A 19,328-nucleotide genomic window follows, 5' to 3' on the forward strand; every position below is an offset into this window, starting at 1 on the left:
CGGCAATATTATTGCGTGTCTTTAGCCATGACAGAAAGAATGTGCCTCTGTCAATTCGCCGCGTTGCGGCATGACCGGATTGTTGCGGCTGCGGCAATTGCCTAAGGTCAGGGCATGACGTCTGTAGTCGAACTTCCCCTCTGGCTGGTGGTGCTGGCCCTGATCCTTGCCGCCATTGCCGCGCTGGAGCGCGTGCTGATGCCTTCGGCGCGCTGGTTCCTGCGGCGGCGGGCGGAACGGCTGATTGGTCGCCTGAACACCCATCTGTCGCGGCCGATCCGGCCCTTTCGCTTGATGGCGCGGGCGGATCGCATCGTGCAGTTGACCTATGATCCGCAGGTGGTGCAGGCCGCCATCGACCATGCGCGGGCAACCGGCACGCCGGAGCCCGTGGTGTTCGAGGCGGTGCGCAAGGCCGCACGCGAGATCGTGCCGGGCTTTTCCGCCATCATCTATTTCTCCATCGCCTCGCGCCTGGCCCGTTGGCTCAGCCGGGCGCTTTACGATGTGCGGGTGGGGCGCGTCGATGCGGCGCTGAGCCAGATCGACGACGAGGCGACGGTGGTCTTTGTGATGAACCATCGCAGCAATATGGATTATGTGCTGGTGACTTGGCTGGTCGCCAACCGCTCGGCGCTGAGCTACGCGGTGGGCGAATGGGCGCAGGTCTGGCCGCTGTCTGCCATGATCCGGGGCATGGGGGCCTTCTTCGTGCGGCGCAATTCGCGCGATGCGCTCTATCGCAAGGTGCTGGCGCGTTATGTGCAACTGATCACCGCCGAAGGGGTCACGCAGGCGGTCTTCCCGGAAGGTGGCCTCAGCCTTGATGGCAGGGTTGGCCCGGCCAAGATGGGTCTGCTCAGCTATATCCTGCAAGGCCATGGGCCGGGGCATCGCGATGTGGTCTTTGTGCCGGTCGGCATCAGCTATGACCGGGTGCTGGAGGACCGTGTGCTGGTCGAGGCCGCCGCGCGGGGCGAGCGCAGGTTCCGCGGCTCGATCTGGAGCGGCTTGGGCTTTGTCGCCCGGATGATCCGGCACAAGCTGCGCGGCAGCTATCAGGGGTTCGGGGCGGCGGCGGTCAGTTTCGGGACGCCGCTGTCACTGGCGGAATGGCTGCTGCAGCACCCGGCAGAGCCAGAGGCGCTTGGCACCGATCTGATGGCGCGGGTGGCCGCCGTGGTGCCCGCCCTGCCGGTGCCGCTGGTTGCGGCCGCATTGCTGGCCGGGGCGCGGGATCGGCCTGCGGTGAAAACAGCAGTGACGGACCTGACCGCGCAGCTTGCCGCGCGCTCGGTCCCGCTGGAGCTGCCCGAGGCCGCCAGCCCGGGGGCTGCGATTGCCGCGGCGGTGGATCAGGGGCTTGCCGCGCTGATCGCGCGCGGCATCGTGCTGGAGCAGGAAGGGGCGACAGAGGCCGGACTTGCGGATGCTGGCCCCGAGCAACTTGGGCCTGCGCAAGTTGGGCCCGCGCAAGTTGGGTCTGAACAGGTCGGGCCAAAGCGCGCTGTCCTGCGTATCGCCCCTGACAAGGCCGCGCTTTGCGCATTTCAGGCCGCCTCTGTCACCCAGCATTTGGGGCAATTCCCTGCCTGAAACCTGATCCCGATCGCCTGTCGCAGCATCATTGCTGTCCTGTCTGCCCGAATCGCGTTATGCTGCGGTGCAGAAAATGCCTGCGGAGGGCGATGGATGGGCAAGGTCATGACCAAGGTCATCACGGTGGCGCAGCAAAAGGGCGGCTCGGGCAAGACCACGCTTGCCGTTACCCTTGCCGGGGTCTTTGCGCAACGCGGGCTGAAGGTCGCGCTGATCGACAGCGATCCGCAGGGCACGCTTGGTCGTTGGTTCATGACACGGGTGGATCGTCTGGGGGCCCCGGATATGGAGTTCTCCACCGCCTCCGCCTGGGGCGTGACCTATGAGATCCGCAAGCTGCGTGACCGCGCCGATATCGTGATCCTTGACACGCCACCCAAGGCGGATGCCGATCTGCGCCCGGCGCTGCGCGAGGCGGATCTGGTATTGGTGCCGGTGGCCGCCAGCCATGTCGATCTTTGGGCGACCGAAGGTGTGCTGGATCTGGTGGCGCGCGAAAGCGGGCGGGCGATGATCGTGCTGAACCGCATCAATCGCGGCACCCGTCTGTCGGAGGACGTCGCGATCAATGCCGAAGGCATTGCGCGCGTCGCGAAGGCGCGGCTTGGTGCGCGCGTGGCCTTTGCCGAAACGCTGGGCGAGGGGGCCTCTGCCACAGAGGCGCGTGGCCCGGCAGCAGCAGAGGCAAAGGCATTGGCCGACGAGGTTCTGGCCGCGCTGGAGTGATGGCCGGGAAGCAGATGGTCCGACGATCATGGCCGTCTGCACTCGTCAGAGCCTGAAGGCGCATCTGCCTTGGGGGCCGATCTTATCATGCCGACCCTATCGTGCCTTTCTGCATCAACAGGGCCCGCATCAACAACGCGCGACATCGAAGTCGAAAAGGTGGGGCACCGACAAGACGGGGCCTCACCCGTTGCGCATCACGGTGCTGTCTCAGAACACGTCGAAGAAGTAAAGCAGGATGATGATCGGGATCGGAATGCCGAGCAGCCAGGCAAAGATGCCTTTCATGGGATGGTCCTCCTGATTGTGCAACAGAGAAACATCCGGGATGGGTTTCGGTTCCACCCGCTGTGTCGGAGTTTGACCTCGGCTTCGTCAGATTGGCCGATGCTTTGGCCGCCGGGTGACGATCCGCAGATAACAGGACGTTTTGCCTGCCTGTGAAATCAGGCGCGCGAAAATCGTGCCCAAGAAAAGCTGGCGCAAGAAAAGATGGCCCTGGGAAAACTTGCCCATAAAGCTGGCCCTAGAAAAGCTGGCGCATGAAAAAGGGGGCCGTTGGCCCCCTTTTGGCGCGGTCGCAAAGCTGCGGTTCAACGGGCGAAGCGCTTGTATTTCACGCGCTTGGGGTTCACCGAATCCGGCCCCAGACGGCGGATCTTGTCCTGCTCATAGGCTTCGAAGTTGCCCTCGAACCATTCGACATGGGCGTCGCCTTCAAATGCCAGGATATGGGTGCAGAGACGGTCCAGGAAGAAACGGTCGTGGCTGATGATGATCGCGCAGCCCGCGAAATCCTCGATCGCGGCTTCCAGCGCCTGCAGGGTTTCGACGTCCAGATCGTTGGTCGGTTCGTCAAGCAGCAGCACGTTGCCGCCCGATTTCAGCAGCTTGGCCATGTGGACGCGGTTGCGTTCACCACCCGAAAGCAGGCCCACCTTCTTCTGCTGGTCGGTGCCCTTGAAGTTGAAGGCGCCGGTATAGACGCGGCTGTTCATCTGCATGTCGCCCAGATGGATCACCTCGGCCCCGCCAGACACCTCTTCCCACACCGTCTTGTCGGGGTCGAGCGCGTCGCGCGACTGGTCGACATAGGCCAGCTGCACGGTGGAGCCCAGGGTGATCGTGCCCTCATCCGGGGTTTCCTGGCCGGTAATCATGCGGAACAGTGTCGATTTCCCGGCACCGTTCGGTCCGATCACGCCGACAATGGCACCCGGCGGGATGGTGAAGGACAGATCCTCGATCAGCAGGCGGTCGCCCATGGCCTTTTTCAGACCCTCGACCTCGATCACCTTATTGCCCAGACGTTCGCCGTTCGGGATGATGATCTGCGCGCTGGTCGCACGCTCCATGACGGTCTGACTGGCCATCTCGTTATAGCGGGCGAGACGGGCCTTGCCCTTGGACTGGCGGGCCTTTGCGCCGGAGCGGATCCACTCCAATTCCTTCTCAAGCGCTTTCTGCTTGGATTTGTCCTCGCGGGCTTCCTGCGCCATGCGCTTGGCCTTCTGGTCCAGCCAAGCGGAATAGTTGCCCTCATAGGGGATGCCGCGACCACGGTCGAGTTCAAGGATCCAGCCGGTGATATCATCCAAGAAGTAGCGGTCATGGGTCACGATCAGGATCGTGCCCTTGTAATCGATCAGGTGCTTTTGCAGCCAGGCGATGGATTCCGCGTCCAGGTGGTTGGTCGGTTCGTCCAGAAGCAGCATGTCGGGCTTCTCGAGCAGCAGCTTGCACAGCGCGACCCGGCGACGTTCCCCGCCCGACAGCGTGGTCACATCGGAATCATCCGGCGGGCAGCGCAGCGCATCCATGGCGACGCCCACCGTCGCCTCCAGTTCCCACAGGTTGCCGGCGTCGATCTGGTCCTGCAACGCCGCCATCTCGTCGGCGGTCTCGTCGGAATAGTTCATCGCCAGTTCGTTGTAGCGATCAAGGATCGCCTGCTGTTCGGCCACGCCCAACATGACGTTTTCCTTGGCGGTCAGCGCGGGGTCCAGATAGGGCTCCTGCGCCAGATAGCCGACCTTGGCACCCTTGGCGGCCCAGGCCTCGCCCTTGAAGTCCTTGTCCATGCCCGCCATGATTTTCAACAGCGTGGACTTACCGGCACCGTTGACGCCGACCACACCGATCTTCACGCCGGGCAGGAAGTTCAGGTGGATGTTTTCAAAGCAGGTCTTGCCACCGGGATAGGTCTTGGAGACGCCTTCCATGTGATAGACGTATTGATACGAGGCCATGCGGGATCTCCGGTGTCGAGCGGTTGTGCCTAGGATTGGCGCGTATGTAGCGGATCAGCAGGGAAAGGGCAACGCGCGGGTCACCGGGCAGGGGGGACGGTTCTGGCGGAGGCCGAAACCAGTTGCAAGCTTTGCGAGAGGCGGGCTGCGCGGTGAGGGTTCAGCTGGGCCAACCAGGCGATGCGCCCGGACAGGTGGCCCAGAAAGGCCATATCTTGGCGGCGTGGATCGTCAGGCTGCTGCAGGCGGTGCAGGATGGCCTTCAGCCGATCATATTCGACGCGGGGAAGATTGGTGTGATGGTTCACCAAGATCCCGGTGACTTTCTGTTGCTGATGGGATGGCATCACCCTGGTCTTGCGGTGATTGGGGCGAAACCCCTCCTCTGCGCAGATCTCGGGCACTGCGCGCAAAAGGATCGGTGCGATCCGTGCGTCGCCGGAAAAGCTCAGATCATCGGCATAGCGGCTGTATTGCGCATCAAGGCTGCGGGCGAGTGCGGCCAGCCTGCAATCCAGCCGGAAGGCCAGCAGATTGGCCAAGGCGGGCGAGGTTGGCGCGCCCTGCGGCAGATGGCGGGCGTGCAGTCTGCCGGTCAAGGTGGGGTCATGGCCCAGCAGATACCGGCGCGGTGTCAATGCGCTGCACAGGCCCGCAAGATCGCGCGCCGTCGCTGCGGGATAACCCAGGCTACGGAACAGCCCATATACCCGCGCCACATCAAGGCCCGGAAAGAAATCCGTCAGATCGAAACCCAGAACCACCCGTTCGCCCGCATGGCGCGCGGCCGCCTGCACGCAATTGCGGCCCCGGCGAAAGCCGAAGGCGGCATGATGGGGCGGCACATGGTCGAGAATGCCGCGCAGGATGCGGCGTTGCAGGGTCTTGAGAAAGGGGCGCGGTGCCTCGATCAGGCGGTGGCCGCCGTTGCGTTTGGGCCGCAGGTGGCACAGGTAATGAGGCCCGAACGGATCTGTGCTGTGGGCCGACAGGCCGCGCAGATCGGCAAAGCGGATTAGCTGTTCGGGTGTGATGGCCAGAAAATCTGCCAGATCCCCCGGCGTGGCAAGTTTGGGCAGATCAAGCCTGTCGAGTGCGGATACCGGGCGAAACCGGGGGGGATCCAGCACCGGCGCGGGCAGGCTGTCCGTTCGCCTCGCGTGGTCGCGCAGCCTTGCGCTGATGGAAAGGTCCTGCAACATCCTGCGCAATCGGCCCACATCCGGGGCGCTGCCGCCCGGAAAGGCCTGGATCAGGCGCCCTGCGACACGGCCTGCCTGATTGCGCATCCGCACGGGCAGGCGTTGCAGCAGCACCTGTTTCAGACTGGCCTCCTTCCATTCAGCCTGCACAAGGCTGCTGGCGATCGGGCCAAGCACCGCCAGACTGACAACCGGGCGATTGAAAGCGGGGGGCAAAGGCGGTCCAACCTCTCTGGTCCTGCAAGGACTGACCCGGGCAGAGCCCGGCGCCGTCCTTGCGTCGAATGTCTGGCGTTGCGTTTTTCGGGTGGGGAAGCCCCACCCCTCCGGTTGCCCGGCGCTTGGCCGCCTTTGCTGGTGTCAGCCTAATCAGCGCGGCGCAGGCCCGTCAACCTGCTGGCCCGTCAACCAGCCGGGACGAGTCGCTTCTCGAACCAGTGATCCGCATGAGGGTTGCTGTTATAGGCCGGGATCTCTTGCCAGCCATCGCGCAGATACAGCGCCTGCGCTTCGGGTAGGTGTCGGCTGGTATCGAGACGGAGGTGGGTCAGGCCCATTGCGCGCGCGGTGTCTTCAATGGTGGCCATCAGACGCCGGGCAAGCCCCTGGCCCCGCGCCTCGGGCGCGATCCACAGCCGCTTGATCTCGCCGCAGCCGGGGCCGATGCCTTCGGCCACGCTGCGCAACCCGACACAGCCCATGATCCGGCCCGCCGCATCGCGCGCAAGCAGGAACTGCCCGCGCGGCGGGGCCATAGCCCCGGCATCCGGGTCGACGGGGCGGGGCGCGAAAACCTCGCCGAAGCGGGTGCTCAGCTCGGCGAAATAGGCCGCCATGCAGGCTTGTGCTTCAGGTGCGGTGACGGGGCAGGGGGCGAAGGTGATCTGGCTCATGCACGTCATTTGTCCCGGCCCAATTCCGCTTGGCAAGCCGCCTTGACCGTGTTTTGAACACGCTTGGGGCAGGATCGCGCGCCGGGGGGCGAAGGCTGGGGGCAAACACCGCGGCAAGAGCCCGGAACAGAGGTTCGGGGCTGGTTTCCCCGGGCAGGCGCGACACGACAGAAGGACGGGAGGCAGGATGCGGCAGGGCTTTCCCATTGCCACGCGCGGGATGAAGGTCGGGTTGCTGGGCGGATCATTCGATCCGGCCCATGCGGGCCATGTCCATATCACGCGCGAGGCGCTGCGGCGCTTCGGGTTGGACCGGGTCTGGTGGCTGGTCAGCCCCGGCAATCCGTTGAAGGCCCGCCAGCCCGCCCCGATGGCGCAGCGTCTGGCCCATGCCCGCGCCCTGATGCAGCACCCGCGGGTGCAGATCACCGATCTGGAGGCGCGGCTGGGCACACGCTTTACCGCCGCCACCTTGCGCAAATTGCGCGCGATTTATCCTGGGGTGCGGTTTGTCTGGCTGATGGGGGCCGATAATCTGGTGCAGTTCCACCGCTGGGACCATTGGGAAGAGATCATGCAAACGGTGCCGGTCGGGGTGCTGGCGCGGCCCGGCTGGGGTGTGAAGGGGCGGCTGGGGCGCGCGGCGCGGGTCTATGGATCAGACCGGGTCAGCGAAGGGGCTGCGGGCGATCTGGGGGATATCCCTGCACCTGCCTGGTGCCTGGCCGATGTGCCGCTGAACGATCTGTCCTCGACCGAGATCCGCGCCCGCGGGCAATGGGCGCGCTAGGTTTGGGGGCACGCCAGGTTTGACTGCGCCGGTTGACTGCGCTGTCGGGGACCCCGCCTGAAGGTTGCTCGGCGCGGGTCCGGTTCTGTCGTCACTGGCGGATCCCGTCGCCGGCTCGCTCTATCCCAAGTCTGATGCCACGGCCAGCGGCAGGGGGCATCCATGCATCTGCCGCGGGCCTTGGTCTCAGTTCTGGGCCGGCACTTGCGCTGGGCGTGGTTGGGGCTTCAGATCAATCTGCTGCGGCGCGACCGATGGCGTTCCGTCCCAGGGTGAGGCCGGCGTCTGCACCGCAGGCGCGGCGGTGCCATCTGCGGGCATAGCTGTCGCGCTGCTGCCATCTGAGGGCGGGGCAGATGGGGCGGTCACGAGGCCCGCGGTGGAGGCCCCGGCTGCCGGGTTACCGCCGGATGTTGTGGCCGCGCCGGAGTCTGGAGCGGGTTGGTCAGAAGCCGAGATATCGGCGGCCGAACTGTCTGCCGCTGGCGCGTCGGTTGTCGTGTCACTGGGCACAGGCGTGCTGGGCGCAGGTGTGTTGGCGGTCGGTGCGGTGGGGGCCTGTGCCTCTGCGGTCGGGGCATCTGCAGTGGCGGGGGGCGCAGGCACCAAACCCTCTGGCGGCACTTGGCCGGGGGCGACAAGAATACCGTTCAGCCATTGGCCCTCGGCCACCTCGCCCGAGGCATAGCGCAACCGCCCCATGCCCTCGCGCTTGCCCTTCACCACATCGCCTTCATAGACATCGCCATTGGCATAGGTGGCGATGCCCTTGCCAGTCATCTCGCCCGCCTGCCACTGGCCCTTGTAGCGGAAGCCGTCGGGCAGGGTGATCTCGCCCTCGCCCTGCCGCATCCCATCGACGAAATCGCCGCTATAGGTGGTGCCGCCCGGATAGGTGGCAACGGCCTTGCCGGTGCGCTTCCCGGCCTTCCACGCGCCCTCGTAGCGGAATCCGTCGGGCCGGGTCAGCGTGCCGATGCCATCGGCTTTTTCATTGGCGAACTGGCCCTCATAGACCGCGCCATCCTTGTAATTGGCGCGCCCCCGGCCCGCGATGGCACCCGCTGCCCATGTGCCCTCATAGCTGGACCCATCGCGGTAGGTGATCTTGCCCAGACCATCGGGCTTGTCGGCCTTGAAGCTGCCTTGATAGCTGGAACCATCGGCATAGGCGAGGCGGCCTGTGCCCTCCATCTTGCCCGCCTTCCAGTCCCCCTCATAGCGATAGCCGTCAGAGGTCGAGAAGATGCCGGTGCCCTCGCGCTGATCGGCGCGGAACTGGCCCTCATAGGTGGACCCGTCAGTGTAATGCATCTTGCCGCGGCCCTGGCGCTCACCCTCGACAAAGGCACCCTCATAAATGTCGCCGTTGGGCTGGGTCAGGGTTCCAAGGCCGTTGATCTGGCCCTTGGCCCAGTCACCCTCGTAGATCAGGCCGTCGGGCATCGTCAGCTTGCCCTTGCCGTCGCGCATCCCCGCGACCATGGCACCCTCATAGGTGGTGCCATCGGGATAGCGCATGATGCCCGCGCCCTGCTTGATGCCATCGACCCAATCGCCCTCATAGACGACACCGGCGGGCGAGGTCAGCTTGCCCTTGCCATGGTGGCGGGCATTGCGCAGCGGGCCTTCATAGACCGATCCATCGGCATAGCGCGCCACACCGCTGCCCTGGATCTGGCCGTCCAGCCAGTCGCCTTCAAAGGTGGAGCCGTCGGAATAGGTGATCTTGCCCTTGCCTGTGGGTTTGCCACCCAGGAAATCGCCTTCATAGACCGATCCATCGGGATAGCGCGCGCGGCCAACCCCCTGGATCTGCCCCTCCACCCAGTCACCGCTATATTCATAGCCGTTGGGCAGGCGATAGGTGCCCTTGCCATGCTGGCGACCACCGAGGAAGGTGCCCTCATAGACCGATCCGTCATCATATTGCTTGACCAGCACATCGCTCAGCACTTGCGCATGGGCCATGCCTGCGGTCAGTGCGATAAGCGAAAAACCGATTGCCAGGCGCATGACGGACTCCTTCTGACTTGCCGTCTTTTCCTTGGCGGTCAGTCTGCTAGAAAGCAAGTCAATTCCTCGGAAATGCGCGACCGCCCGCGCACCCGCAATCCCCGGAGAGCCCGCCATGGCCGACACCTTTCGCCTGACGCTTGCGCAGCTGAACCCCGTGACCGGCGATATTGCGGGCAATGCGGCACAAGCCCGCGCCGCATGGGAAGCCGCGAAGGCCGCAGGCGCCGATATGCTGGCGCTGACCGAGATGTTCATCACCGGATATCAGACGCAGGACCTGATCCTGAAACCGGCCTTTGAGGCGGCGGCAGAGGCCGCGATCGCGCAACTGGCACAGGATTGCGCCGATGGTCCGGCGATCGGCATCGGTGGCCCGGCCCGCATCGACGGACGGCTGCACAATGCCTTCTGGGTGCTGGAGCGCGGCAAGGTGGTGGCGCGGGTGCTGAAACACCATCTGCCCAATACCGATGTCTTTGACGAGAAAAGGGTTTTTGAACCCGCTGATGTGTCCGGTCCCTACCGGATCGGGCCTTTGCGCATCGGCACCCCGATCTGTGAGGACGCCTGGCACCCCGATGTGGCCGAAACCCTGGCCGAGACCGGGGCCGAAATCCTGCTGGTGCCCAATGGCTCGCCCTATCATCGCGGCAAGCCCGATCTGCGCTTGAACCTGATGGTGTCGCGCGTGGTCGAGACCGGGCTGCCGCTGGTCTATCTGAATATGGTGGGCGGGCAGGACGATCAGGTGTTTGACGGATCGTCGATGGTGTTGAACCCGGGCGGCGATCTGGCGGTGCAACTGCCGCAATTCGACGCCTGTCTGGAACATGTCGATTTCCTGAAAACCCCGGAAGGCTGGCGCGCCCAGCCCGGCACGATGGCCGAGATTCCCCGCGTCTGGGAAGCCGACTATCGCGCCTGCGTCATGGCTTTGGCCGATTACATGGGCAAGACCGGCTTTTCCAAGGTGGTGCTGGGCCTGTCGGGCGGGGTGGATTCGGCGTTGGTGGCTGCGATTGCCGCCGATGCCCTGGGCCCGCAAAATGTGCGCTGCGTCATGCTGCCCTCGGCCTATACCTCGGAGCATTCGCTGGAGGATGCGGGCGAATGCGCGCGGCTGCTGGGCTGTCGTCTGGATACGGTGCCGATTTCCGGTCCGCAGGGCGCGGTCGGCGATGCGCTGGCGGATCTGTTTGCGGGCACCGAACCGGGCGTCACCGAAGAGAATATCCAGAGCCGGTTGCGCGGCGTCATCCTTATGGCGATTTCCAACAAGTTCGGCGAGATGCTGCTGACCACCGGCAACAAGTCCGAGGTGGCGGTTGGCTATTGCACGATTTATGGCGATATGAATGGCGGATATAACCCGCTGAAAGACATGTATAAAACCCGTGTCTTCGAGACCTGCCGCTGGCGCAATGAAAACCATCGCGACTGGATGCTGGGGCCGGGCGGTGTGGTGATCCCTGACCGGATCATCACCAAGCCACCAAGCGCGGAGCTGCGCCCGGATCAAAAGGATCAGGACAGCCTTCCGCCCTATGAGGTGCTGGACGCCATCCTTGAAGGGCTGGTGGATCGTGAACAGTCGGTTGCCGATCTGGTGGCGCAGGGCTTTGATCGTGCCACGGTCAAGCGGGTGGAGCATCTGCTTTACATCAGCGAATACAAACGCTTCCAGTCCGCGCCGGGTGTGCGGCTGACGCCCAAGGCCTTTTGGCTGGATCGCCGCTACCCCATCGCCAATCGCTGGCGCGACCCTTCGTGACGCTGGCGCTCTATCTTGGGGCGGCGCTCTGCGAGATCGCGGGCTGCTTCGCGGTCTGGGCCTGGTGGCGCGGCGGGGCATCCGCGCTATGGCTTTTGCCGGGCGGTGTGGCGCTTGCGGGCTTTGCCTTCCTGCTGGCCCTGACCCCGCCCGAGGCGGCGGGGCGCAGTTTTGCGGTTTATGGCGGGGTCTATATCGCGGCCAGTCTGGGCTGGATGTGGCTTTACGAGGGGATGCGCCCGGACCGCTTTGATCTGGCGGGGGCGGCGCTTGCGGTGATGGGCAGCGCGGTAATCCTGCTGGCACCGCGCGGCTGAGTGCAGGTCAGGGGCGCTTGGGGCCCCTCTTGGTCTTCGGCCCATTCATCAACAGGGTGCGCGCGCCCGACATGGGGATATTGGGGAACAGCAGAATGTGAAAGGGTCAGGCGGTCCGCAGAAGGCAGCGGCGCAGGAAGTTTGCGGTGACCGCGGCGGTGCGGGTATCGAACCAATGGCCAAGGCCCTGCCAAAGATGCAGGTCGCAGACATGGCCTTGGGATTGCCAATGAGCCATGGCCTTGATCGCATCGCTTGCGGGGATCACCGGGTCATCGCGGCCATGCGACAGCATCACCGGCACCTGATGGGCGGCGACCGGGCCGCATTTCACCAGTCGCCCCGAAAGCGCGGCCAACCCCGCCACCGGCCAGCGGCCCGACATGACCGCATCGGTCGCCATGATCGCGCCTTGCGAAAAGCCGACCAAGGCCACGCGGTTCAGCCGGTCTGCAAAACCCGCCGCCGCGATCTCGCGCGCCAGCACGGCATCGAACCCGGCCCGTGCCGCGCGTAGTCGGGCGGGGCGGTTGCGCGGCGAGATATCCTTCACGCTGAACCACTGCCGGCCGGTATCATCCCAGTCGTAGCGCAAAGGCGCATCCGGGCAGATCAGACGCGCGCCGGGCAGGGATGGGGCGATCATCTCGGCCAGCGCCTCCAGATGCGCGCCGCGCCCGCCCACGCCATGCAGGACAAGATGCGCGCCGCGCCCGCCCACGCCATGCAGGACAAGATGCGCGCCGCGCCCGCCCACGCCATGCAGGACAAGGATCAGGCTATCGGTAAAGTCGGTCTCGGGCATTGCGGGGTCTTCATTCCTGCGAGGTCTGGTTCGTGCAAAGGTCGATTTCGGTGCGGCCCTATTCTTCAAGATCTGGCTTTCGCGGGCCAATTCGTCGCGCGCCCGAATGCGGGTGCACCGGATGATGACGCGCCGTCTTTGGCAGGCAGATCCGCACGACCATGGCAGCACCCTTGGCGCGGGGCAAGCGGGGCGGGCCAGCCTTGCGCTCGCCTTCGCCCCATTGTGCGCTGGTGCACAATGGCCCGGCTGCATTACCGAATGGAACCGTTCCAGCGGCGTGCTACTTTTCCTTGCAAGAGACCGGATACATTCACCAGAACCAAGCCAACAGAGAGGCCACCATGTCCGCCGTCAAGCTCGCCATCGTGTTCTATTCCACCTATTCGACCAATTTCGAGATGGCCTCCATCGCCGCCGAGGCCGCGGGTGCCACAGGTGCCGAGGTGCGTCTGCTGCGCGTCGCCGAGACCGCGCCCGAGGCCGTGGTGAACAGCCAGGACGGCTGGAAGGCCACCGCTGAAAAGATCAAGGATATCCCGGTGGCCACGCCCGAGGATATGGAATGGGCCAATGCCTATCTCTTTTCGGCGCCGACCCGCTTTGGTCAGGCTGCGTCGCAGATGCGCAGCTTCATCGACACGCTGGGCGGCGTCTGGTTCCAGGGCAAACTGGCCAACAAGGCGGTCTCGGCGATGAGCTCGGCGCAGAATGTTCATGGCGGGCAAGAGGCGACCATTCTGGGCCTTTATACCACCTTCATGCATTGGGGTTCGGTCATCGTGGCGCCGGGCTTTACCGATGCCTCGATCTTTGCTGCGGGTGGCAACCCTTATGGCTACAGCCATACCCAGGGCAAAGAATTCGGAGAAAACGAACGCGCCGCGATCGCGCATCAGGCCAAGCGACTGGTGGAGATGGCCGGCAAGATTTCGGCCTGATCGGCCTTCAGGTGACAGGCATGAAAAGGGGCGCGGTCTGCGCCCCTTTTGGTCTGCAATCGGAGCCCAGCCGTTACAGCAACTGATAACTGGCCGGGATCATGAAGAACCCGTCGGGGCGGGTTTCCAGATAGCCCATGCCGGGGAAGGGCATGTGATAGCCGATGAAGGGCAGCCGGTCGGTGGCGATCCAGCCCAGCAGCTTGCGCCGGGTCGCGGCAGCGGCGGCCTTGTCCATGTCAAAGCGCACCTCCCAATCCGGGCGCTGCAACGAGAAGACGTAGTGATTGACGGTGTCTGCGGTCAGCACCAGCGTTTTCCCGGCGCTTTCCAGCGCATAGGCCATATGGCCGGGGCTATGTCCAAAGGCCGCAACTGCCGTGATGCCAGAGGTGACCGCGCCGCCATCGTCCAGCATGGTCATCTTTTCCGCCAAGGGTTTCACCTTGGCGTCAAAGCCCTCATTCCCGGCCTTCGACCAATGCTCGAATTCTGCCGCCCCCGTGACATAGCGCGCATTGGCAAAGGTTGGCCCGGCTTCGCCTGACAGCCCGCCGATATGGTCGCCATGCATATGGGTCAGCACCACGGTGTCGATCTGATCGGGGCGATAGCCCGCTGCCGTCAGCGCGCCTGCAATACCCTCGGGCGCAAGGCCGGTGTCGAACAGCACAAGCTCCGCCCCGGTATTGACCAGAACCGGGGTGAAGTAGTTCTGGGTCCGGTCTGCGGGCAGGAAATTTGCCCTGGCCAGTTCGGCAAATGCCTCGGGACTGGCATTGGTGCCAAAGGTTTCCTGCGGGTTCTCCGTGCTGCGGGTGCCTGCCAGCAGCGAGGTCACCTCGAAATCGCCAAGTTTGAAGCGCTGGAATTGCGGCAAGGCTGTGCCAAGAGGTTCACTTGCGGCCACGGCGCGCCCGATCAAAGCGGGCGAAAGCGGCAGCGCCGCCGCCGCGATCAGTGCGCCGCGGCGGCTCAGGCCGGGACCGCGTTGGTTTTTTTCGGGGGGCATGGCTTGGGTCATGGGGGGTCCCTTCAGGTCTCAAGGTCAGATGCGATGCGGCCCGGAAGGCTGCGGCGCGGCCAGATCGAAAAGGGGGGCTGGCCACAGGAAGGATTGGGCCACCGGAAGGATGGGGCCGCAGAAATGGGGTGGCCGCGCGCCAAAGGGCCGCGACAGGGGCAGGGTAACCCGGTCGGGCCGCATCGCCCGATCACGCTTGCGTCATTCCCACCAGGGGTCGATCGCCGCGATCTCGTCATCCGACCAGCCGAAATGATGCGCCAGCTCATGCACCATGACATGAGTCACCATCTCGCCCAGCGAGACATTGCCGCGATCAAGCCATTCATCCAGCATCGGACGTCGGAACAGCCAGATCACATCGGGGCCAAGCGGCTGGTCCATCACCGATTTCTCGGTCAGCGGGATGCCTTCATAGAGGCCTGTCAGTTCAAAGGGATCCTCGATCCCCATTGCGGCCAGCATGTCCTTCGGCGGAAAATCCTCGATCCGCAGGCGGATTTGGGTCGCGGCCGCGCGCCAGGGCTCGGGCAGGGCGATCACGGCCTCATGGGCCAGTTGTTCGATCAGGGTGAGGTCGGGGGCGATAGTGTCTGCGTTGGCCTGGGTCATGGCGCGAGCTTAGCCGGGCCTGCGCGATTTTTCGACGATAAATCGGGATATGCGGGGGGCTGCGATCTTTCGACGAAAAATCGGGATCCGGTGGCAAAGGGTGCCCGATATGGACAAAACCCGCGCCCCGTGCAAAAGGTGCCTGCGTTCAGGAGAGCCAACCATGACCACCGTTACCCGCTTCGCGCCTTCGCCCACCGGCTATATCCATGTCGGCAATCTGCGCACCGCGCTGATGAACTATCTGATCGCGCGCAAAAGCGGCGGCCAGTTCATCCTGCGGCTGGACGACACCGATCAGGAACGCTCGAAGCAGGAATATGCCGATGGCATCATGCGCGATCTGGAATGGCTGGGCCTGCATTGGGGCCGGGTCGAGAAGCAGTCGCTGCGCCTTGACCGCTACCGGGAAGAGGCCGAGAATCTGAAGGCCAAGGGGCGGTTCTACGAATGCTTTGAAAGCCCGACCGAGCTGGACCTGAAGCGCAAGAAACAGCTGAACATGGGCAAGCCGCCGGTCTATGACCGGACCTCTTACCGGCTGACCGATGCAGAGAAATCCGCCTTCCGTGCTGAGGGGCGCGATGGCTATTGGCGCTTCCTGCTGGATCAGAACCGGATCGAATGGACCGATGGCATCATCGGCCCGGTCTCCATCGATGCGGCCTCGGTCTCGGACCCGGTGCTGATCCGCGCCGATGGGCAGGTGCTCTATACCTTTGCCTCCTCGGTCGATGACGTGGATATGGGCGTGACCAACATCGTGCGCGGTGCCGATCACGTCACCAATACCGCGACACAGATCCAGATCATGCAGGCCATGGGCGGCACGCCCCCGGCCTTCGCGCACCATTCGCTGCTGACGGGGGCAAAGGGAGAGGAGCTTTCGAAACGTCTGGGCACGCTGTCCCTGCGCGATCTGCGCGCGCGCGGCGTGGAGCCGATGGCGCTGCTGTCGCTGATGGCGCGGCTGGGGTCATCAAAGCCCGTCGTGCTGGCAGGATCCATCGACGAGCTGGCAGAAGGCTTTGATGTCGAATCTTTCGGCACCGCGCCGACCAAGTTCGACGCCGAGGACCTGTTCCCGCTGACGCGGCAATTCGTGCAGGGCCTGCCGCTGGATGCGGTGGCCGCACGGATCGCGGCGCTTGGTGTGCCTGCCGACAAGGCCGAGGCCTTCTGGCGCGTGGCCAAGGACAATATCACCGTGCTGGACGATCTGGCAGGCTGGTGGAACCTGTTCCGCGACGGGGCGGACCCGCTGATCGAGGATGAAGACCGCGATTTCGTGGCGCAGGCACTGACCCTGCTGCCGGCGCAGCCCTGGACCTCCGAGACCTGGGGGCAATGGACCGCCGCCGTCAAGGAGGCCACGGGCCGCAAGGGCAAGGGCCTGTTCATGCCGCTGCGCAAGGTGCTGACCGGCCAGGCGCATGGGCCGGACATGGCAGATGTGATGCCGCTGCTGGAAAAAGTGCGCGCTTTGTGACCTGAGGCGCTTTGCCCCGGGGGATATGTCGAGAAAGAGGAAAGGGGGCGCTGATGCCCCCTTCCGGCGTTTTAGGGGTGATGCGATGGCACAGCAGCAGGCCAAGTTCGTCGAAGGCAACCTGTTCCGGCATGTCACGGTCATGTCGCTGACCGCATCGGTCGGTTTGATGGCGATCTTCATCGTCGATCTGATCAACATGATCTATATCAGCTGGTTGCAGGACGAGGTTCTGACGGCCGCCATCGGCTATGGCGGGGCGGTGCTGTTCTTCACCACCGCGGTCGGCATTGGCCTGTCGGTCGGGGTCTCGGCCCTGGTCGCCCGCGCGGTCGGCGCACAGGATGCCGAATTGGCGCGCCGCCGCACCACCGAAGGGCTGCTGCTGAGCGTGATCGTCGGCGCGGTCTTTTCGGGCATTGTCTGGATCTTCCTGCCGGGCATTGTCTCGGCCCTCGGCGCGACCGGCCGCACGGCGGATGAGACCTTGCATTTCCTGCGCCTTGTGATCCCAAGTCAGCCGCTGCTGATGATCGGCATGGTCGGGGCTTCGATCCTGCGCGCGCATGGCGAGGCGCGCGGATCGATGATGGTGACGGTGTGGGGGGCCATCGTGCTGGCGGCGCTGGATCCGATCTTCATCCTTTGGCTGGATCTGGAACTGACCGGGGCCGCGATTGCCGGTTGGGGTTCGCGCCTCGCGATGGCTGCGATGGCGCTTTGGCCGATCTGGCAAAGGCATGGCGGCTTCAGCCTGACCACACGCAGCGGGTTGATGGCGGCGGCGGTGCCGCTGTTCGTGATTTCCGGCCCCGCAGTGCTGACCCAACTGGCCACCCCGGTGGGGCAGGCGGCGGTGACGCGGATGGTTGCCGGTTACGGCGAACACGCGGTGGCCGGAATGGCGATTGTCGGGCGTCTGACGCCGGTCGCTTTCGCGATGATCTTTGCGCTGTCCGGTGCCATCGGACCGATCATGGGGCAGAACCTTGGCGCGGGCCGGATGGACCGGGTGCGCCGCAGCTTCTGGGATGCGGTGTTGTTTGTCGGCCTGGTGATCGGGGCCATGTCGCTGGCGCTGTTTGTGCTGCGCGCACCCATCGCCGATCTGTTCCATGCCGAGGGGCTGACGCGCGACCTGGTCTATCTGTTCTGCGGCCCGCTGAGCCTGCTGTTTTTCTTCAACGGGTTGATCTTTGTTGCCAATGCAACCTGCAACAATCTGGGCGCGGCCTTCCAGTCGACGCTGGTGAACTGGGGCCGCCACACGCTGGGCACGCTGCCTTTCGCCTGGTGGGGCGCGCAGCATTGGGGGGCACCCGGCGTGCTGATCGGGCAGGCGTTTGGCGGCATCGTCTTTGGCGTTGTGGCGATTTATCTGGCATTGCGCGTGGTGGATCGTCGTGCCGCCGCGCAGGTCGTGTCGTAATTTTTCGACGATGCGTCGGAAACGCTTTTTCTGCTGGACAGGCAGGGGCTGGCCGCGCTAACCCGATCTGGTCAGGATCGGGAGAATCCGGCAGCGGGCCAATGGCCCGTGCAGCCGGTGCCGAAGGAGCAACCGCCCCGGTAAACTCTCAGGCGAACGGACCGTTCTGGCACCAAAACTCTGGAGAGTGGCGCTTTGCGCCCGCCGAAGGGATAACGATCTCAGGCGCCCCGCCCCGATCATTCGGGCAAGGGGTAGGGACAGAGGGGGCACCGAAGGGACAGGGGTTGGCCTGTCTGCACGGTGCCGGGCATTTTCCGGCCAAAAGGGGGACGCATGAGCGACCTGAAGCGTTTGGCGCTGCATGATCTGCATGTGGCATTGGGGGGCAAGATGGTGGCCTTTGCCGGCTACGAGATGCCGGTGCAATATCCCCTTGGTGTGATGAAGGAACATCTGCAAACACGGCAATCGGCCGGTCTGTTCGATGTCAGCCATATGGGGCAGGTGATCCTGCGCCCCAAGGGCAGCTATGAGGCGACCGCGCTGGCCTTCGAGGCCTTGATGCCGGTCGATGTGCTGTCGGTGGCTGAGGGGCGGCAACGCTATGGCCTGTTCACCAACGACTCCGGCGGCATTCTGGATGACCTGATGTTCGCCAATCGCGGCGATCACCTGTTTGTCGTGGTCAATGCCGCCTGCAAGGAGGCCGATCTGGCCCATATGCAGGCGCATCTGTCCGACACGACCGAGGTGATCGCGGTGACCGACCGTTGCCTCTTGGCGCTGCAAGGCCCGCAGGCCGAGGCGGCGCTGTCGCGGCTGGTGCCGCAGGCGGCGGCGATGCGGTTCATGGATGTGGCGCAGGTGCCGACCCTGTTTGGCGAGCTGTGGATCAGCCGCTCTGGCTATACCGGCGAAGACGGATATGAGATTTCGGTGCCCGAAGCCGGGGCCGAGGGGCTGGCCAAGGCGCTGCTGGATATGCCAGAGGTCGAGGCCATCGGCCTTGGCGCACGCGACAGCCTGCGGCTGGAGGCCGGGCTTTGCCTTTACGGCCATGATATTGACGAGACAACCTCGCCGGTCGAGGCCGCGCTGACCTGGGCGATCCAGAAGGCCCGCCGTGCAGGTGGTGCCCGCGCGGGCGGCTTCCCGGGCGCGGCCCGTATCTTGCGCGAACTGGCCGAGGGGCCGGAGCGCCTGCGTGTCGGCCTGCGCCCCGAGGGGCGTGCACCGATGCGCGAAGGGGTGGAGCTGTTTGCGACCGATGGCACGCCCTTGGGCAAGATCACCTCGGGCGGCTTTGGCCCTTCGGTCGAGGCCCCCGTTGCGATGGGCTATGTCGCCCGCGCCCATGCCGGCATTGGCACCGAACTTGCCGCCGAATTGCGGGGCAAACGCCAGCCGCTCACCGTGGCCGCGATGCCCTTCCAACCCACAACCTACAAACGCTGAACGG

At 64.8% G+C, this 19,328-nt stretch carries 16 protein-coding genes and 1 riboswitch; of the genes, 9 read left to right on the plus strand and 7 right to left on the minus strand.

All coding sequences use genetic code 11. From position 1 onward, the window contains the following. The first annotated feature begins 114 nt into the window (after positions 1-114). The gene (locus tag GBJ34_RS07370; RefSeq protein WP_151718618.1) at positions 115-1,596 is read left to right on the plus strand and encodes a 1-acyl-sn-glycerol-3-phosphate acyltransferase; all 1,482 of its coding nucleotides are present in this window, start codon (positions 115-117) and stop codon (positions 1,594-1,596) included. A 96-nt stretch (positions 1,597-1,692) separates the two neighbouring features. Next, positions 1,693-2,325, plus strand: a complete 633-nt coding sequence (gene parA, locus GBJ34_RS07375) for a ParA family partition ATPase (protein ID WP_226341084.1) — start codon at positions 1,693-1,695, stop codon at positions 2,323-2,325. Between the two features lie 593 nt (positions 2,326-2,918). On the opposite strand, the gene ettA is transcribed toward parA, so the two are convergent. The 3 genes from ettA to GBJ34_RS07390 form a co-directional block, all read right to left on the minus strand. Next, entirely contained in the window at positions 2,919-4,574 is a 1,656-nt protein-coding gene (gene ettA / locus GBJ34_RS07380; protein ID WP_151718619.1) for an energy-dependent translational throttle protein EttA, read from the minus strand. Between the two features lie 80 nt (positions 4,575-4,654). Beyond that, complete coding sequence (locus GBJ34_RS07385) at positions 4,655-5,992, minus strand: reverse transcriptase family protein (protein WP_151718620.1); 1,338 nt, start codon at positions 5,990-5,992, stop codon at positions 4,655-4,657. Positions 5,993-6,180: 188 nt separating this feature from the next. Beyond that, positions 6,181-6,669 (minus strand): GNAT family N-acetyltransferase, encoded by a 489-nt coding sequence (locus GBJ34_RS07390; RefSeq protein ID WP_192931134.1) that lies wholly within the window; start codon positions 6,667-6,669, stop codon positions 6,181-6,183. Positions 6,670-6,889: 220 nt separating this feature from the next. Here GBJ34_RS07390 and GBJ34_RS07395 point away from each other — a divergent pair, with 220 nt between their 5' ends. Then, positions 6,890-7,459 (plus strand): nicotinate-nucleotide adenylyltransferase, encoded by a 570-nt coding sequence (locus GBJ34_RS07395; RefSeq protein WP_404811411.1) that lies wholly within the window; start codon positions 6,890-6,892, stop codon positions 7,457-7,459. Between the two features lie 186 nt (positions 7,460-7,645). Here the strand turns inward: GBJ34_RS07395 and GBJ34_RS07400 are convergent, their stop codons facing one another. Continuing rightward, a complete protein-coding gene (locus tag GBJ34_RS07400; RefSeq protein WP_151718623.1) occupies positions 7,646-9,475 on the minus strand; it encodes an MORN repeat-containing protein in 1,830 nt (609 codons plus the stop codon). A 115-nt stretch (positions 9,476-9,590) separates the two neighbouring features. Here GBJ34_RS07400 and GBJ34_RS07405 point away from each other — a divergent pair, with 115 nt between their 5' ends. Together GBJ34_RS07405 and GBJ34_RS07410 are read left to right on the plus strand one after the other, a co-directional pair. Then, a complete protein-coding gene (locus GBJ34_RS07405) occupies positions 9,591-11,249 on the plus strand; it encodes an NAD+ synthase (protein WP_151718624.1) in 1,659 nt (552 codons plus the stop codon). Beyond that, positions 11,246-11,566 carry a YnfA family protein gene (locus GBJ34_RS07410; RefSeq protein WP_151718625.1) on the plus strand — a complete coding sequence of 107 codons (321 nt, stop codon included), beginning with the start codon at positions 11,246-11,248 and terminating at the stop codon, positions 11,564-11,566. The genes GBJ34_RS07405 and GBJ34_RS07410 overlap by 4 nt, the downstream gene beginning before the upstream one ends. 106 nt (positions 11,567-11,672) lie before the next feature. On the opposite strand, the gene GBJ34_RS07415 is transcribed toward GBJ34_RS07410, so the two are convergent. Beyond that, positions 11,673-12,371: an alpha/beta hydrolase gene (locus GBJ34_RS07415; protein ID WP_192931135.1), complete on the minus strand. Its 699-nt coding sequence runs from the start codon at positions 12,369-12,371 to the stop codon at positions 11,673-11,675. A gap of 344 nt (positions 12,372-12,715) precedes the next feature. Between GBJ34_RS07415 and wrbA the strand changes: the two genes are divergently transcribed. Next, positions 12,716-13,312, plus strand: coding sequence for an NAD(P)H:quinone oxidoreductase type IV (wrbA, locus tag GBJ34_RS07420; RefSeq protein ID WP_151718627.1), 597 nt, complete (start codon positions 12,716-12,718; stop codon positions 13,310-13,312). Positions 13,313-13,385: 73 nt separating this feature from the next. On the opposite strand, the gene GBJ34_RS07425 is transcribed toward wrbA, so the two are convergent. Together GBJ34_RS07425 and GBJ34_RS07430 are read right to left on the minus strand one after the other, a co-directional pair. Continuing rightward, positions 13,386-14,324 (minus strand): MBL fold metallo-hydrolase, encoded by a 939-nt coding sequence (locus tag GBJ34_RS07425; RefSeq protein ID WP_151718628.1) that lies wholly within the window; start codon positions 14,322-14,324, stop codon positions 13,386-13,388. 213 nt (positions 14,325-14,537) lie between these two features. Then, complete coding sequence (locus GBJ34_RS07430; protein ID WP_151718629.1) at positions 14,538-14,948, minus strand: metallopeptidase family protein; 411 nt, start codon at positions 14,946-14,948, stop codon at positions 14,538-14,540. A 163-nt stretch (positions 14,949-15,111) separates the two neighbouring features. On the opposite strand from GBJ34_RS07430, the gene gltX reads away from it, so the two are divergent. From gltX to gcvT, 3 genes are all read left to right on the plus strand, one after another. Further along, positions 15,112-16,437, plus strand: coding sequence for a glutamate--tRNA ligase (gene gltX, locus GBJ34_RS07435; RefSeq protein WP_151718630.1), 1,326 nt, complete (start codon positions 15,112-15,114; stop codon positions 16,435-16,437). Positions 16,438-16,522: 85 nt separating this feature from the next. Then, complete coding sequence (locus GBJ34_RS07440; RefSeq protein WP_151718631.1) at positions 16,523-17,866, plus strand: MATE family efflux transporter; 1,344 nt, start codon at positions 16,523-16,525, stop codon at positions 17,864-17,866. A 68-nt stretch (positions 17,867-17,934) separates the two neighbouring features. Next, positions 17,935-18,040, plus strand: a riboswitch (glycine riboswitch). A 162-nt stretch (positions 18,041-18,202) separates the two neighbouring features. After that, positions 18,203-19,324: a glycine cleavage system aminomethyltransferase GcvT gene (gene gcvT / locus GBJ34_RS07445; RefSeq protein WP_151718632.1), complete on the plus strand. Its 1,122-nt coding sequence runs from the start codon at positions 18,203-18,205 to the stop codon at positions 19,322-19,324. The last annotated feature ends 4 nt before the right edge of the window (positions 19,325-19,328 follow it).

This window comes from Gemmobacter serpentinus, assembly GCF_008973825.1.
GTDB lineage: Bacteria > Pseudomonadota > Alphaproteobacteria > Rhodobacterales > Rhodobacteraceae > Gemmobacter > Gemmobacter serpentinus.